Genomic DNA, 14,075 nt, shown 5'->3' with positions numbered 1-14,075 from the left:
ATGGCGACGAACGTCTCCGGCTGTCTGGTGAAGATCCTGCTGTTCCTGCTGGGGGCGGTGATGGGCACCGGTCTCACCGCCGTGGCCGGCGTGGTGATGTTCGTGCCGGACAGCACGACCGTGATCAGCGTCGATCCGACTTCGACCGCGCCCGGCGTGTACGTGAAGAAGGTCGACCGGCTCGTCGGCGGCACCCACTACGAGATCTGGCTCGGCCCGTCGCCGGACCGCGGCCACGTCGTGACCGTGCCCGCGGGCTGGGACCACGACCCCGAGCGGGAGTCCGGTGCGGACGGCCTGCGCCTGAAGTTCGACAACGGAGGCGAGATCTTCGTCCCCAAGGCGAGTTACTCCTGAGGCAGGATGTGCGAGTGGACGAACAGCTGCGCGTAGGACTTGTCGGCGCCGGACCGTGGGCCCAGATGATTCACGCCCCCGGCATCGCGAACCACCCGGGAACCACGCTGACCGGCGTGTGGGCCCGACGTCCGGAGACGGCCGCGGAACTGGCTCACGCCCATGGCGCCGAGCCGTTCTCCGGCTACTCCGCGATGCTGTCCACTGTGGACGCCGTGGCGTTCTGCGTGCCACCGGGCGTGCAGGGCCCGATGGCGATCGAGGCCGCTCGGGCGGGCAAGCACCTCGTGCTGGAGAAGCCGATCGCGGAAAGCGTCGAGGTCGCCTCGACGCTCGTCGACGCCGTCACCGAAGCCGGCGTCGCGTCCCTGGTCGTGCTGACCCGCCGCTACGCCCCGGAGACCAAGGAGATGCTGGCCCAGCTGCACCGCACGGGCGGCTGGACCGGAGCCGACAGCCGCTGGATCTCCGGCGCACTGCTCGACGGCCCGTTCTCGAACTCCCCGTGGCGCCACGACAAGGGCGCGCTGGACGACGTGGGCCCGCACGCGTTCGACCTGCTCGACGCGGCACTGGGCGAGATCACCGACGTGCTGGCGGCGAACGTCTCGGACACCGGCCTGTGGCAACTGATTCTGCAACACTCGGGCGGCGCCACCAGCACCGTCTCGCTGTGCCTGTCGCTGCCGCTGCAACCGCCGTTCGCCGACTTCACCGTCTTCGGCACCAACGGCGCCCGCACGCTGACGAACCGCGACACGCCCGCGCTGGAGTGCTTCACGAACCTGCTCGACGACTTCGTGGCCATGGTGCACAGCGGCACCACCGCCCACGAGTGCGACGCGCGGCGCGGGCTGCACCTGCAGCGGATCATCGACCTGGCCCGCGCCAAGGCCGGTGCCTGAGGTCTCACCGGAGGTGGGCGCCGAGCCGGGCGCACAGCTCGGCCGCGTCACCGGTGGGTGCACCCGGCCACCGCACCTCGGTCCACGCCAGCTCCGGCGGCGTCCCCCGATGCCGGGCGAACACGTGCTGGTGGAAGTGCGCCACGGACCGCCCGGCAACAGCCGAGAACACGAACTCCGGGTCCAGCTCGGCCCGCAATCCCACGGCGACCGCCCGCACCGCCCGCGCCACGGCCTCCGCCTCCTCCACGGTGAGCAGGTCAAGCGCCGCAACGTGCCGACGCGTCTCCACGAACAGATAACCCACCACGCCACCAGGCCGGTGTGACACGACGACCAGGTCGTCGGCGAACACCACCGGTCCCACCAGGGGCCCGGAGCCCCGGTGCTTCGCGCAGATCAGACAACCGCCCACGAATCCGCTCCGTTCCTCCGCGATCCAGCCGTCCAAAATTGTCGGGGGTGCCCGCTAGCGTCCCGAGCATGGACCTCACCGCCACGACAGCCGAGCTCGCCGGTGCCGCCGCCGAGGTGGCGCGGCTGCTGCCGACCAGGGTGCTCGACCCGGTGCTCGCCGGGCTCCGGCTCCGTGCGGGCACCGACGTCGAGATCGCGGGCAGCGACCAGGAGCACGGCGTACGCCTGAGCATCACCGCGACGGTCCACACCGAGGGCGAGGTGCTCGTGCCGGCGAAGCCGCTGGCCGCGACCCTCCAGGCGCTCGACGACCCGCAGGTGAGGCTCGTGGTCGAAGGGCAGCGGCTGGCCGTCCGCACGCCCACGTCGAGGTTCGCGCTGCCGCTCCTCGACCTCGACCACCACCCCGGCGTCCCGGAGCTGCCGCCGCTGCAGGGCCACATCGACGCGGCGAGGCTGAGCGCCATCGCGGCGGTGGCGGGCGCGGCGAGCAAGGACGACGCGTTGCCGATCTTCACCGGCATCCGGATCCAGTCGGACGAGCACAAGCTGCACGTCATGGCCACAGACCGCTACCGCATGGCGTACGCCACGTTTCCGTGGGAACAACAAGGTCAACTAGACCTGTTGGTACCTGCGAAGGCTCTCGTCGAAGCAGCCCGGCAGGCCCACGGCAAGGTCGCCCTGCACGCGAACACCGACCGCATCGGTCTCGCCTGGGGCACCAACTCGATCTCCACCGCACTCTTGGCCGCTCCGTTCCCGGACGACCGGGCGCGCCGACTCCTGGAGGCAGTCATCGACAGCACGGTGCTCGTGGACGCGGACGCGCTCGCCCGCGCCGTCCGCAGAGCCACGCCCTACGGCGGCCCGCACCAGGCCGTGACCATCCAGGTCGAGGACAGCGAGATCAGGGTCAAGGGCAGCGACCCGCAGCAGGGCGAGTCCGAGGAGTTCGTCAAGGCCACCGTCGAGGGCGACCGCCTGACCAAGACCTTCCAGGCCCGCTACCTGGCGGACGCGCTGAAGGCGTTCGCAGGCCGCCGGATCGAGCTGAGGATCCAGGACGGCCTGCGCTCGACGGTGCTGACGTCGCCGCCGGGCGAGGACGGCGTCGAGCTCACCTACCTCGTCGTGCCGATGCGCTCGGTGGCCTGAGGAAACGCGGCAGCCCCGCGTCTCCGGGTGGGGAGCGCGGGGCCGCGGGTTCTGGTCTAGGGAAGGTGGGCCGCGCGTTTCCGTCTGGGAGCGCAGGGCCGCGCGTTCCGTCTGGGGAAGGTGGGGGCCGCGAGTTTCCGTCTGGGGAGCGCGGCAGGCCCGCCTAGCGGGCCGCGAGCTCCATCTCGGAGCGCGCCGGCGCCTCAGCGGGCACGCCCCGCTGCACGGTGCCGCGCAACAACCAGACGCCGCGAACAACCCAGCCGCACCGGGCCGGTGCCCGAACGCCGCCCTGTGTTCGCCGCCCAGCCGGGCCGAACAGCGAGGCCCGCCTAGCGGGCCGCGAGCTCCATCTCGGAGCGCGCCGGCGCCTCAGCGGGCACGCCCCGCTGCACGGTGCCGCGCAACAACCAGACCGCCAGCGCGATCAGCAGACCGGCCACACCCGAAGCGACGAACGCCGGCCGCGTGCCGAAGTGCTCGATCAGCTGGCCGGAGAGGCCCTGGCCGATGGCGAGGCCGACGGTCACCGAGGTGATCACCCAGCCGAACGCCTCCGCGGCCATGCCGTTCGGCGTGACCTGCTCGATCGCCGCGGAGTGCGCGGTCGACTGCGGCGTGATCATGGTGCCGACCAGGAACAGCGCCACGCCCAGGCCGACCAGCGTGGCCGGGATCGCCAGCAGGAACGCGAGCAGCGCGAAGCCGGCCAGCAGCACCGGCAGGCGCAGGTACATCGGGCGCGGCCACGGGCGCATGCCGTAGAGCACGCCGAAGATCACCGAGCTGATCGACCACAGCGAGAGCATCAGGCCGCCCATCGAGGCGTGGCCCGCGGCCTTCGCGAACGCCGGCACGGCCACCTCGACGAAGCCGATGGTCACGCCGAAGCCCAGTGCGGCCAGCGCGACCGTGCGCATGCCGGGGTAGGCGAACGCGCCCAGCAACGGGCGCGGGGCCTGCTTGACGGGGCCCCAGGCGCGCACGATGCCGTTGAACGCGAACCACAGCGCGCCCACGACCATCAGCACGGCACCTACGACGACGCCGGTACCTGCCCACGGGGCGGCCACCAGCACGCCGGCGAGACCCGGTCCGAGGATGAAGAAGACCTCCATGCTGATCGCCTCGTAGGCGTAGCCCGCCATCCGCGTCGGGCCGGCCGGCACCATCCGCTCCCACAGCGCACGCGACGCCGAGCCCACCATCGGCTCGGTCGCGCCGACGCCGAAGGCCAGCGGGACCAGCACGAACACCGGCGCACCGGCTTCGACGGCGATCACCGAGACGGTCACGAACACCGCGAAGAAGGCGGTCACGGCGAGCAGCGGGCGGGTGGGACCCAGGCGGTCCATCAGCCTGCCCTGGACGATCGAGCCGAGAGCCACGCCCACCAGCGCCGCCGCCGAGACCAGACCGGCGACCGCGAACGACCCCGTCGCGCGCTCCACGTAGAGCAGCAGCGAGAGCCCGACCATGGCGATGGGCAGGCGGGCGAGCAGCGACGCGACCACGGGGCCGCGCATGCCGGGGGTCGTCAGGGCAGCACGGTAGTCGGAGAGACGGGCAGAGTGGGACATGCGTACCAGTATGCCAAACGTGGTACGGAGGTACCAGATCGGGTGCGCAGGGTCACGATTGTTGCGATTGGGTCACGGGAATGGGATGACCGGGTGAAAGATGCAACGAATCGGCGACGCACGAGGTCCTTGAGGGTGAAAGGACTTGAGCGGTCGGGGTGGCAACGTGCGAAAGTTGACTCGTCGACCGAGACCAACCTCTGGTTTGAGGGTCGGGGCCTACGCACCAGAGGATGGAAAGCACGGTCCGTCGGGGGATGGGCCGTGCAACACAAAGGACCGGTGCGCCACGTCGGGGGTGGCGCCCGGTCCTTTGTGTTGCTTCACAGGCTCCGCTGAGCGGCTGGTCGGTCCGCCCGACGAAAGAGGCGAACGGACGACCAGCGCGGAAGGATCCCTAGCGGGCGCGGCGCGCGAGGCGCTCCGGGTCCAGGATCAGCACGCTCTTGCCCTCCAGGCGCAGCCAGCCGCGGTGCGCGAAGTCGGCGAGTGCCTTGTTCACGGTCTCGCGGGACGCGCCGACGAACTGGGCGATCTCCTCCTGCGTCAGGTCGTGCGTGACGCGGAGCAGGCCGGCCTCCTGCGAGCCGAAGCGCTGCGCGAGCTGCAGCAACGCCTTGGCGACGCGGCCGGGCACGTCCGTGAAGATCAGGTCGGCCAGCATCGAGTTCGTCCGGCGCAGCCTGCGGGCCAGTGCCCTCAGCAGCTGTTCGGCGATCTCCGGCCGGTTGGTGATCCACTGGCGGAGCGCGGGGCGGTCCATGGACACCGCGCGCACCTCGGTCACCGTCGTCGCAGTGGACGTGCGGGGGCCGGGATCGAAAATGGACAGTTCGCCGAACATGTCGGAGGGCCCGAAGATCCCCAACAGGTTCTCGCGGCCGTCCGGCGACTTGCGGCCGATCTTCACCTTGCCGGACTGGATGATGTACAGGCGATCGCCCGGCTCACCCTCCGCGAAGATCACGTGGCCACGCGGGAACTCCACCGTCTCCAGGGTCGTCGCCAGCGCCTCTGCGGCCGCCGGGTCCACCCCCTGGAAGATGCCCGCTCGCGCCAGGGTCTCGTCCACCTCGTCCCTCCTAATCGACGCGACGGCACGCCTACCACCATCTTTGGTGGAGTCAGCGCCGTGCCGCCGATCACTGCGTTGCAGTCTAAGGGCTGCGTTGTGGATCGCCGCCCGGCTCGCCGTCTTAGTCGGAACAACAAGACTGACTCGATCCAGAGCCCAACGAGCCAGTCTACGCCATTCGGGTGCCGGTCAACGCGCCACCGTCAGCGGACGCGCTTGCGCGACCCACCGCGACCACGACGACGGAGGCGGAACATGTCGAGGGCGCGACCGATGCCGTGTCCGTAGAGCGCCTTGACCTCTTCGGGCCTGGCGGACTCCAGGAACTCCTCGACCTCGTTCTCCTGCACGGCAACGTGCCGGAGCTTCGCTTCGACGCGCTCCATGAAGAGCGCGAAGAACATGATCACGATCGGAACGACGATCACAAGCCAGGCAGTCATGATGCTCCGAAGTGTGGCGCATGAAGGATTCGAGTGCGGATCTAGGGGTCGGTTCCGGCGTGTTGACTACTCTGGATCAGTGCCCGCAACCAAGAAACCGGAAACCAAGCTCGGCCTGACCCGCAGGGCCCGCCGGATGGTGCGCGTGCTGGCCGAGGGATACCCCGACGCGCACTGCGAGCTGGACTTCACCACGCCGCTCGAGCTCGTCGTGGCGGTCATCCTGTCCGCGCAGTGCACCGACAAGAAGGTCAACGAGGTCACTCCCGCTCTCTTCGCGAAGTACCCGACGGCCGCCGACTACGCCGGCGCCGACCGGACGGAACTCGAGGAGATGCTCCGCCCCACCGGTTTCTTCCGGAACAAGGCGACGTCTCTGCTGGGTCTCGGTGCCGCTCTGGTGGAGCGGCACGACGGTGTGGTTCCGGGCAACATGGAGGAGCTGGTCAAGCTCCCCGGTGTAGGACGCAAGACGGCCAACGTGGTTCTGGGCAACGCGTTCGATGTGCCTGGGCTCACAGTCGACACCCACTTCGGCCGGCTCGTGCGCCGCTGGGGCTGGACCGACCTCGAGGACGCCGTCAAGGTCGAGTACGCCGTCGGCGAACTGATCGAGAAGCGCGACTGGACCATGGCCTCGCACTGGATCGTCTTCCACGGCCGCCGCGTCTGCCACGCCAAAACCCCTGCCTGCGGGGCCTGTCTGCTGATGAAGGACTGCCCGTCGTACGGTCTCGGCCCCGAAGATCCGGACAAGGCGGCCAAGCTCGTGAAGGGCGACGAGAAGCCGCACCTGATCGAGCTCGCCGAGCGGGTACGGGCCGGTGAGAAGCTAGGAGGGTGAACAACCGCACGCGCTGGCTCGTCGTCGTGCTCGTCCTCGGCCTGGCGGGTGCCGTGGCGCTGTGGCCCCGTGGCGAGAACGCGGAGCCGCCGCCCACACCGTCCCGCCCGGCGCAGGACGTGGCCGCGTTGCGCGCGCAGGCTCAGCTCAGGGCGTGCCACCCGGCGGGTGAAGGCGGCGTCGACGTGACGTGCCTCGGCGACGGCACCCGGACGGCCCTCGCGCTGAAGGGTCCGCTGCTGATCAACTTCTGGGCGTCCTGGTGCCAGCCGTGCCAGGAGGAGCTGCCCGTGCTGGAAACCTATGCGAAGCAACCAGGTGCCGTCCCGGTCGTCCCTGTTCTTGTGAAGAGCACGGAGGCGGACGGCCTGGAGCTGCTCGCCCGGCTCGGCGTGCGGCTGCCCGCGGTCTACGACGGGGCGGACGAGCTGCGCAAGCGGGTGAAGGCGCCGATAACGCTTCCCGCCACGTATTACGTAGCAGCGGACGGTCAGGTCCGGCAGATCGTGGACCCGCCGTACTTCACGGCACCCGAGCAGGTGGAGAGAGCGGTTCGATGACGGAGGCAACAGAGCCACCCGACTGGATGCAGCGCCTGGCCAAGGCCACCGAGACGATCGACGCACGAACGTTCATGCGGGACCCGCGCGCTCCGACGCGCGCGTACCGCAAGGCGTCGGTGCTGATGCTGTTCGGCGAGAACGAGGAGCACGGGCCCGACATCCTGCTGCTGCGCCGGTCGGACACGCTCGGCTCGCATCCCGGCCAGGTCGCCTTCCCCGGCGGCGCGGCCGACGAGACCGACGACGGACCCGTGGCCACGGCATTACGCGAGGCTTACGAGGAGACCGGTGTACTTGAGTCAGGAGTGAGACCGCTGGCCCTGCTGCCGGAGTTGTACGTGCCGGTGTCCGGGTTCGTGGTCACGCCCGTGCTCGCCTACTGGGAACAGCCGAGCCCCGTCGCCCCCGTCGACCCGGCGGAGACCGCCGCCGTCGCGCGGGTGCCCGTGTCGCACCTCGCCGATCCCGCGAACAGGTTCCGGGTGCGTCACCCCGCGGGTTACGTCGGAGCGGCCTTCTCCGCGCCGGGCATGCTGGTGTGGGGCTTCACCGCGGGGTTGATCAACGGCCTGATCGCACTCGGCGGCTGGGAACAGCCGTGGGATGCGACCGATGTGCGTGACCTTGAACTAGCGTTGCGCGCTACACAGTGAGGCGGAGGTTTCGGGTTGAACTGGGTTGACCTGCTCGTGCTGGGCCTTGCCGCGGTCGCCGCGCTGTCCGGGGCCAGGCAGGGCATGGTCGTCGCGCTCCCCGCGTTCGTCGGTGTGCTCGTCGGCCTGATCCTCGGCACGCAGATCGCACCGCTGCTGGTGTCCCAGTTCGAGAACGTCGTCACCAAGGTCGTGTTCGCGGTCGGCGTCGTCGTGCTGCTCGTGGCGCTGGGCGAGACGATCGGCGTCTACATCGGCCGGACGATCAAGGCCCGGGTCAACGCGTCACCGTTGCGGGGCGCGGACAACGCGCTGGGCGCGATCGTGCAGGGCCTGGTCGTGTTCGTGGTGGCGTGGATGATCGCGCTGCCGCTGACCTCGGTCGTCGGTCTGCCGGACCTCACCTCGTCGCTCAAGCAGTCGGTGATCCTCGGCAAGGTCGACCAGACCATGCCGCAGGCCGCCCGCGTGCTTTCCGGCGACCTGCAGAAGCTCTTCGACGTCTCGGGCTTCCCGCAGGCGATGGACCCGTTCAACCGCACGCCGCTCAAGGAGGTCGAGCCGCCGGACGGCCAGCTCGCGAACTCCCCGGTGGCGAACCGGCTGAAGTCCTCGGTGCTCAAGGTCCGCGGTCGCGCGCCGTCGTGCTCGCGCGCCCTGGAGGGCACCGGTTTCGTGATCGCGCCCGAGCGGGTCATGACCAACGCGCACGTCGTCGCCGGCACCAACGAGGTGACGATCGAGGTCGGCCGCGGCCAGTTCGACGCGACGGTCGTGGCGTACGACCCGAAGATCGACATCGCGGTGCTCGCGGTGCCGGACCTGGAGGCCACGCCGCTGCAGTTCCGCTCGGACGAGGTGCAGCCGGGCGAGGACGGCATCGTGCTCGGCTACCCGCTCGACGGCCCGTACAAGGCCTCGCCGGCGCGGGTGCGGGAGCGGATCCCGCTGCTGCGCGGCCCGGACATCTACGACGCCCAGACGGTCACGCGTGACGTCTACACGGTGCGCGCCGAGGTCCGCTCCGGCAACTCCGGTGGCCCGCTGGTCGACCCGAACGGCCGGGTGATGGGCGTGGTGTTCGGCGCGGCCGTCGACGACCCGGAGACCGGCTTCGTGCTGACCGCCCAGCAGGTGCAGCAGATGGTGCAGAAGGCGCCGACGCTGACCCGCCGGGCCTCGACCCAGGGCTGCGCGTCCTAGGTTCCGTGGCGGGCGGCGATGCCGTCCAGCACGTAGTCGAGACCGGTGTCGAAGATCTCGGCCTGGCTGGGGTCGCCGGACTCGTGCATGACCCTGGCCAGCGTCGGGAACCTGCCGGTCGCGAGCATGCGCTCCATGTACGGCCCGTTCGCGCGCTGCCACTGTTCCTCGGTCATGCCGGTGGACCGTTCCGCGCGCAGTTCGGTGATCTCGCCGCGGACGGCGCCGAAGACGTACGCCATCACCGCGCCGACCGCGCTCATCACCTGGTCGATGTCCTCGAACCGGACGGTGGCGAGGGTGGACTCCATGTGCGCGAGCGAGTTCGGGCCTTGGTGCGGGCGGCGGCTGAGCAGGTCGATGAACCACTCGTGCCGCTTCGCCGCGTCCCGGATGCCGTGCGCGACGTGCCGCAGTCCCTCACGCCAGTCGGCTGACTTCCCCGGTGGCGTGATCTCGCCGTACACCTCGTCGACCATGAGGTCGAGCAGCTCGTCCTTGGTCTCGACGTAGCCGTAGAGGCGCATCGGGCCGGCGTTCAGCGCGGCCGCGACCTTGCGGAACGACACCTCGTCGAGTCCGCCCTCGTCGGCGAGCCTGATCGCGGCGCTCACGATCAGGTCCCTGCTCAACGGGGTCGGTGACGGCTTGCTGGGCGGCTCTGGGCGGTCCCACACGGTTTCCTTCGACATCGTGCTGGACAATACATCGTCTCGTACCGATACAGTGTATCGAGAGATACAGCGTATCGGGAGGATGCGATGAAGACTTCGGTGTTGGTGGTCGGGGGAGGCCTGGCGGGCACGTCGGCGGCGTTGTTCCTGGCGTGGCGCGGGGTGCCCGTGACGTTGGTGGAGAAGCATCCAGGCAGCTCACCGCACCCGCGAGCGGTCGGCTTCACGGCGCGGACGGAGGAGTTGCTGCGCGCGGTCGGACTGGAGCACGAGCTGCCGCCGAGCAGGATGGCGAAGGGCTTCGGCATCCGGCGGGTGCGGGTGGCGAGCCTGGTCGGCGAGCGGTTCGAGGAGACGTTCTGGTCTCCGCCCGCCGAGCAGCCGCAGACCAAGCAGATCGAGTACTCGCCCTGCGCGGGTGTGGGCGTGCCGCAGGACAGGATGGAGCCGCTGCTGCGGGACAAGGTCCGTGAGCTCGGCGCGGACATCCGGATGAGCACCCGGATGCTGGAGTTCTCGCAGGACGACGACGGCGTCACGGCGATCGTCCAGGGCGACGGCGAGCCGCCAGAGAACAGTTACGAGATCCGCGCCGACTACCTGGTCGCGGCGGACGGTCACCGCAGCCCGGTCCGCGAGGCGCTCGGCATCACCCGCAGCGGCCGCGGCTACCTGAACACCTCCCGCAGCGTGCTGTTCCGCGCGCCGCTGGAGGAGTACCTGAAGGACGGCATCGGCCAGTTCATCGTGGACGGCGTCGGCTTCCTGACCACCTACGGCGACGGCCGATGGGTCCTGATGCTCGACGACCGCGAGTACGACGAGCCGGAGCTGCGGCAGAAGATCTTCCAGGCCATCGGCCGCGACGACCTCGACGTCGAGATCATCACCACCGGCCGCTGGACGATCAGCGCGGCGGTGGCCGACCGGTTCTCGGCCGGCCGGATCTTCCTGGCGGGCGACGCCGCGCACACGTTGCCGCCGAGCCGTGGCGGGTTCGGGGCGAACGTCGGCATCGAGGACGCGCACAACCTCGCGTGGAAGCTCGCCGCCGTACTGGACGGCGAGTCACGACCGTCCCTGTTGGACACCTACGACGCGGAACGGCGCCCGGTCGCGTTGCTGTGCCACCAGCAGATCTTCGCGCGCAACGACGGCCACAACCCCGACGGCGAAGCCGAGGACGCACCGCTGATCGACAACAACGCGATGCACTACGGCGTCCTGTACAGGTCGGCCGCGGTCCTCGACGCGGGTCCGGAACTGCCGCCGGCGCAACTGCCCGAGCAATGGAACGGCCAGCCGGGTACGCGGGCCCCGCACGTGTGGACCGAGCCGGGCCGGTCCACATTGGACCTCTTCCAACGCGGCTGGGTGCTCGTCGCCGACCACCCGCAGTGGAAGGAGGCGGCCCAGGAAGCCGGTGTGCGGTACGAACGGGTCGAGCGGCTGGACGTCTTCGGACTGTCCGCGAAGGGCGCTTCGCTGGTCAGGCCGGACGGCTACATCGCATGGCGCTGCACCGACCTGCCGGACGACCCGGCAGTACGGCTCAGGGCAGCGTTCAGCTCATCTTCTGCAGGAACTCGGTGATCAGCCTGCTCGTGGTGTGGGGCGCCTCCTGGTTCGGGAAGTGCCCCACCTCGGGCAGGTAGCGGAACTCCGACTCGGGACCGAGCCACGGCAGCGAGTCGCGCGCCGACGACTCCAGGGTGATCGGGTCGAGCGCGCCGTGGATCTGCAGGACCGGCACCTGCATGGGCCGGTCGACCGCCTCGGCGAACCGCCGGCCGTCGCTGCGCAGCTGCGAGCGCACCGCCCAGCGGTAGTACTCCAACGCGCTGTGCGCGACGCCCGGCACCGTCATCGCCTGCCGGCAGCGGCGGATGACCTCGTCGAACTCGGGCGCCGACCGCCACTTCGGCCCGGACCACGCCGACAGCAGCTTGGCGACCTGCAGCGCGTTCTCGCCGGTCAGCCAGCGTTCCGGGTGGATCGGCAGCTGGAAGCGCAGCACGTGGGAGTTCACCCGCGGATGCCGGCGGAACGCCCGGCGCGTCACCAGCGGATGCGGTGCGGCCAGCACGGAGATCGACGAGACCACGCGCGGGTGCAGGGCGCCGACCGTCCACGCCGTGGCGCCGCCCCAAGCGTGACCCACCAGGTGCGCGCGCTGGGCTCCGAGCGCCTTGACCAGGCCCGCGACATCGCCCGCGAGGGTGAACCCGTCGTAGCCGCGCGGTGGTTTGTCCGAGTCGCCGTAGCCGCGCAGGTCGACCGCCACCGCGCGGTAGCCGGCCTCGGCCAGCGCGGTCAGCTGGTGCCGCCACGACCACCAGAACTCGGGAAAGCCGTGCAGGAGCAGCACCAGGGGGCCGTCGCCGAGTTCGGCGACGTGCAGGCGAATGCCGTTGGCCGAGACGTCGCGGTGCGTCCAGGGGCCCGCGACCCGCACCACCGACGGGTCGGGTTTGCGGCTCAGTTGTCGTCGCCCCTGCGAGTGAGGGCCGCGACCGTGTCCTTCGCGACCGCGATCGACTTCTCCGGCGCCCTGATCTTGCGGACTTTGCGGTAGCCGAGCAGCGCGAACGCGACGGCGGTCAGCAGCATCACGCCGAACACGAGCCCGAAGCCCGCCCAGTAGCCCCAGCCGAACCACTCGGCGAAGCCGAAGCCGAGCGCCATGAACAGGAAGAACAGGCTGAAGCAGAGGACCGTCAGGGCGACGATGAAGAAGACGCTGCCCTTGACGCCCTTCTTGAGCTCCTTCGCCAGCTCGCCCTTGGCGAGTTCGACCTCTGCTCTGACCAAAGTCGACACGTGGGCGGTCGCATCACGGACAAGACCGCCGATCGACGCTTCGGCCGCCGGGTCGTCTGCGGTCAGCGGAATCGACGCGATGTGCTCCCTGGTGGTCACTCCGACATCGTGCCATGTGCCCGGCTGCGGCGAATGAGCAACACCGCGGCGAGCAGCGACGCGATCAGGGAAGCGATCAGTACGGCTGCCTTCGCCGTCTCCGGCTCGTCGAGGGAGAGGTCCGCGATCAGCAGGCTGACCGTGAACCCGACCCCGCCCAGCACGGCCACCGCGACGATGTCCCGCGGACCCGCGCCCGACGGCCAGACCGCCGCCTTGAACCACACCGCGAGCGCCGACGCGCCCACGATCCCGATCACCTTGCCGACGACGAGCCCGACGATCACACCGATGGCGATCTTGTCCTCGAAGAGCTTCCCGAGTGCCTCGGCGCCCACCGGCACGCCCGCCGCGAACAGCGCGAACACCGGCACCGCCACCCCGGCCGAGAACGGCTGCAACCGGTGTTCGAGCCGGACCGCCGGGGCATGGACCTCGTACGGGTCGCGCTTCACCCGCGTGAGCAACGCCAGCGCGACGCCCGCGATCGTGGCGTGGATGCCCGACTCGTGCATGAACCACCAGGTGGCGAGCGCGATCGGCACGTAGAGCCAGACACTGGTGACCCTCTTGTGCTGCAGGAACCAGTACAGCGCCAGCAGCAGCACGACCGCACCGGCCGCGAGCAGGTTGAACTTCGCGGTGAACAGGACCGCGATCACGATGATCGCCCCCAGGTCGTCCACCACGGCGAGCGACAGCAGGAACACCCGCAGGCTCGACGGCAGCCCCGACCCCGTCAGCGCCAGCACTCCCAGCGCGAACGCGATGTCCGTCGCGACAGGGATCGCCCACGCCTTCTCGATCCCCGGCTGCCCCCAGCCGATCGACAGCGCGACCAGCGCGGGCACGACCATCCCGCCGATCGCCGCGACGATCGGCAGGATCGCGGCCTTCATGTTGGACAGCTCACCGACGACCAGCTCGCGCTTCAGCTCCAGCCCGGCCACGAAGAAGAAGATCGCGAGCAGCCCGTCCTTGGCCCAGTCGCCGACGGACAGCGGTCCGAGGTGCAGGTCCCGCAACCCGAAGTAGGAGGGGGCGAGCGGAGAGTTGGCCCACACCAGCGCGATCGCGGTGGCGCCGAGCAGCACGGTGCCACCGACGGTCTCCGTGCGGAGGTAGCGAGCGAACTCGGCGACGACGTCCTTCTTGCGCGACAAAAGGGCTCCCAGGTGCGGTCAGCGGGTACACGAATACTCGTGCCGACCAGACTTCCCGGCTCACCCTGCCGAGATCTTAACGCGAACGGGCGTCCTCATGGAGGACGCCCGTTCGATCGAA

16 protein-coding genes are annotated in these 14,075 nt (G+C 70.1%); 8 read left to right on the top strand and 8 right to left on the bottom strand.

Translation table 11 applies throughout. The features are described 5' to 3' along the window. Together ACRSBM_RS38820 and ACRSBM_RS38815 are read left to right on the top strand one after the other, a co-directional pair. Window positions 1-357: a hypothetical protein gene (locus ACRSBM_RS38820; protein WP_434451704.1), complete on the top strand. Its 357-nt coding sequence runs from the start codon at window positions 1-3 to the stop codon at window positions 355-357. Window positions 358-371: 14 nt separating this feature from the next. Next, the gene (locus tag ACRSBM_RS38815; protein ID WP_434451703.1) at window positions 372-1,262 is read left to right on the top strand and encodes a Gfo/Idh/MocA family protein; all 891 of its coding nucleotides are present in this window, start codon (window positions 372-374) and stop codon (window positions 1,260-1,262) included. Between the two features lie 4 nt (window positions 1,263-1,266). On the opposite strand, the gene ACRSBM_RS38810 is transcribed toward ACRSBM_RS38815, so the two are convergent. After that, window positions 1,267-1,677, bottom strand: coding sequence for an HIT domain-containing protein (locus tag ACRSBM_RS38810; RefSeq protein WP_434451702.1), 411 nt, complete (start codon window positions 1,675-1,677; stop codon window positions 1,267-1,269). Window positions 1,678-1,745: 68 nt separating this feature from the next. On the opposite strand from ACRSBM_RS38810, the gene dnaN reads away from it, so the two are divergent. Then, window positions 1,746-2,837 carry a DNA polymerase III subunit beta gene (gene dnaN / locus ACRSBM_RS38805; RefSeq protein ID WP_434451701.1) on the top strand — a complete coding sequence of 364 codons (1,092 nt, stop codon included), beginning with the start codon at window positions 1,746-1,748 and terminating at the stop codon, window positions 2,835-2,837. A 332-nt stretch (window positions 2,838-3,169) separates the two neighbouring features. Here the strand turns inward: dnaN and ACRSBM_RS38800 are convergent, their stop codons facing one another. The 3 genes from ACRSBM_RS38800 to ACRSBM_RS38790 form a co-directional block, all read right to left on the bottom strand. Beyond that, the gene (locus ACRSBM_RS38800) at window positions 3,170-4,417 is read right to left on the bottom strand and encodes an MFS transporter (RefSeq protein WP_434451700.1); all 1,248 of its coding nucleotides are present in this window, start codon (window positions 4,415-4,417) and stop codon (window positions 3,170-3,172) included. 397 nt (window positions 4,418-4,814) lie between these two features. Then, window positions 4,815-5,489, bottom strand: a complete 675-nt coding sequence (locus tag ACRSBM_RS38795; protein WP_030477589.1) for a Crp/Fnr family transcriptional regulator — start codon at window positions 5,487-5,489, stop codon at window positions 4,815-4,817. A gap of 206 nt (window positions 5,490-5,695) precedes the next feature. Beyond that, window positions 5,696-5,935: a hypothetical protein gene (locus ACRSBM_RS38790; protein WP_434451699.1), complete on the bottom strand. Its 240-nt coding sequence runs from the start codon at window positions 5,933-5,935 to the stop codon at window positions 5,696-5,698. Window positions 5,936-6,071: 136 nt separating this feature from the next. On the opposite strand from ACRSBM_RS38790, the gene nth reads away from it, so the two are divergent. The 4 genes from nth to ACRSBM_RS38770 are packed head-to-tail and all read left to right on the top strand — an operon-like array spanning window position 6,072 to window position 9,198. Then, complete coding sequence (gene nth / locus ACRSBM_RS38785; RefSeq protein WP_434453401.1) at window positions 6,072-6,779, top strand: endonuclease III; 708 nt, start codon at window positions 6,072-6,074, stop codon at window positions 6,777-6,779. Beyond that, window positions 6,776-7,339, top strand: coding sequence for a TlpA family protein disulfide reductase (locus ACRSBM_RS38780; protein ID WP_434451698.1), 564 nt, complete (start codon window positions 6,776-6,778; stop codon window positions 7,337-7,339). The genes nth and ACRSBM_RS38780 overlap by 4 nt, the downstream gene beginning before the upstream one ends. Next, window positions 7,336-7,995, top strand: coding sequence for an NUDIX hydrolase (locus ACRSBM_RS38775; RefSeq protein ID WP_434451697.1), 660 nt, complete (start codon window positions 7,336-7,338; stop codon window positions 7,993-7,995). The genes ACRSBM_RS38780 and ACRSBM_RS38775 overlap by 4 nt, the downstream gene beginning before the upstream one ends. Before the next feature lie 15 nt (window positions 7,996-8,010). Next, entirely contained in the window at window positions 8,011-9,198 is a 1,188-nt protein-coding gene (locus ACRSBM_RS38770) for a MarP family serine protease (RefSeq protein ID WP_434451696.1), read from the top strand. On the opposite strand, the gene ACRSBM_RS38765 is transcribed toward ACRSBM_RS38770, so the two are convergent. Further along, window positions 9,195-9,890, bottom strand: coding sequence for a TetR/AcrR family transcriptional regulator (locus tag ACRSBM_RS38765; RefSeq protein ID WP_434451695.1), 696 nt, complete (start codon window positions 9,888-9,890; stop codon window positions 9,195-9,197). The two genes, ACRSBM_RS38770 and ACRSBM_RS38765, sit on opposite strands and share 4 nt — an antisense overlap. Before the next feature lie 69 nt (window positions 9,891-9,959). Here ACRSBM_RS38765 and ACRSBM_RS38760 point away from each other — a divergent pair, with 69 nt between their 5' ends. Beyond that, on the top strand, window positions 9,960-11,465 hold the full coding sequence (locus tag ACRSBM_RS38760; RefSeq protein WP_434451694.1) for an FAD-dependent monooxygenase: 1,506 nt from the start codon (window positions 9,960-9,962) through the stop codon (window positions 11,463-11,465). Here ACRSBM_RS38760 and ACRSBM_RS38755 read toward each other — a convergent pair. From ACRSBM_RS38755 to nhaA, 3 genes are read right to left on the bottom strand one after another with little or no spacing between them, the layout of a single operon-like run. Further along, window positions 11,437-12,354: an alpha/beta fold hydrolase gene (locus tag ACRSBM_RS38755; protein WP_434453399.1), complete on the bottom strand. Its 918-nt coding sequence runs from the start codon at window positions 12,352-12,354 to the stop codon at window positions 11,437-11,439. The genes ACRSBM_RS38760 and ACRSBM_RS38755 overlap by 29 nt on opposite strands. After that, the gene (locus ACRSBM_RS38750) at window positions 12,351-12,791 is read right to left on the bottom strand and encodes a phage holin family protein (protein WP_434451693.1); all 441 of its coding nucleotides are present in this window, start codon (window positions 12,789-12,791) and stop codon (window positions 12,351-12,353) included. Before ACRSBM_RS38750 ends, ACRSBM_RS38755 begins: the two co-directional genes overlap by 4 nt. Beyond that, window positions 12,788-13,954, bottom strand: coding sequence for a Na+/H+ antiporter NhaA (nhaA, locus tag ACRSBM_RS38745; protein ID WP_434451692.1), 1,167 nt, complete (start codon window positions 13,952-13,954; stop codon window positions 12,788-12,790). Before nhaA ends, ACRSBM_RS38750 begins: the two co-directional genes overlap by 4 nt. Between the last annotated feature and the right edge of the window lie 121 nt (window positions 13,955-14,075).

Origin of the sequence: Lentzea xerophila, assembly GCF_051094245.1 — a bacterium.
In the GTDB taxonomy this organism is placed as follows: Bacteria; Actinomycetota; Actinomycetes; order Mycobacteriales; family Pseudonocardiaceae; genus Lentzea; species Lentzea xerophila.
Note: the sequence above shows the minus strand (reverse complement) of the source record. Positions and strands in the feature narration are given on the sequence as shown.

Coding starts and splice junctions, on each gene's coding strand:
- ACRSBM_RS38820 (WP_434451704.1), top strand. CDS start 1: ATGGCGACGAACGTCTCCGGCTGTCTGGTGAAGATCCTGCTGTTCCTG.
- dnaN (WP_434451701.1), top strand. CDS start 1,746: ATGGACCTCACCGCCACGACAGCCGAGCTCGCCGGTGCCGCCGCCGAG.
- ACRSBM_RS38800 (WP_434451700.1), bottom strand. CDS start 4,417: ATGTCCCACTCTGCCCGTCTCTCCGACTACCGTGCTGCCCTGACGACC.
- ACRSBM_RS38790 (WP_434451699.1), bottom strand. CDS start 5,935: ATGACTGCCTGGCTTGTGATCGTCGTTCCGATCGTGATCATGTTCTTC.
- nth (WP_434453401.1), top strand. CDS start 6,072: ATGGTGCGCGTGCTGGCCGAGGGATACCCCGACGCGCACTGCGAGCTG.
- ACRSBM_RS38775 (WP_434451697.1), top strand. CDS start 7,336: ATGACGGAGGCAACAGAGCCACCCGACTGGATGCAGCGCCTGGCCAAG.
- ACRSBM_RS38765 (WP_434451695.1), bottom strand. CDS start 9,890: ATGTCGAAGGAAACCGTGTGGGACCGCCCAGAGCCGCCCAGCAAGCCG.
- ACRSBM_RS38760 (WP_434451694.1), top strand. CDS start 9,960: ATGAAGACTTCGGTGTTGGTGGTCGGGGGAGGCCTGGCGGGCACGTCG.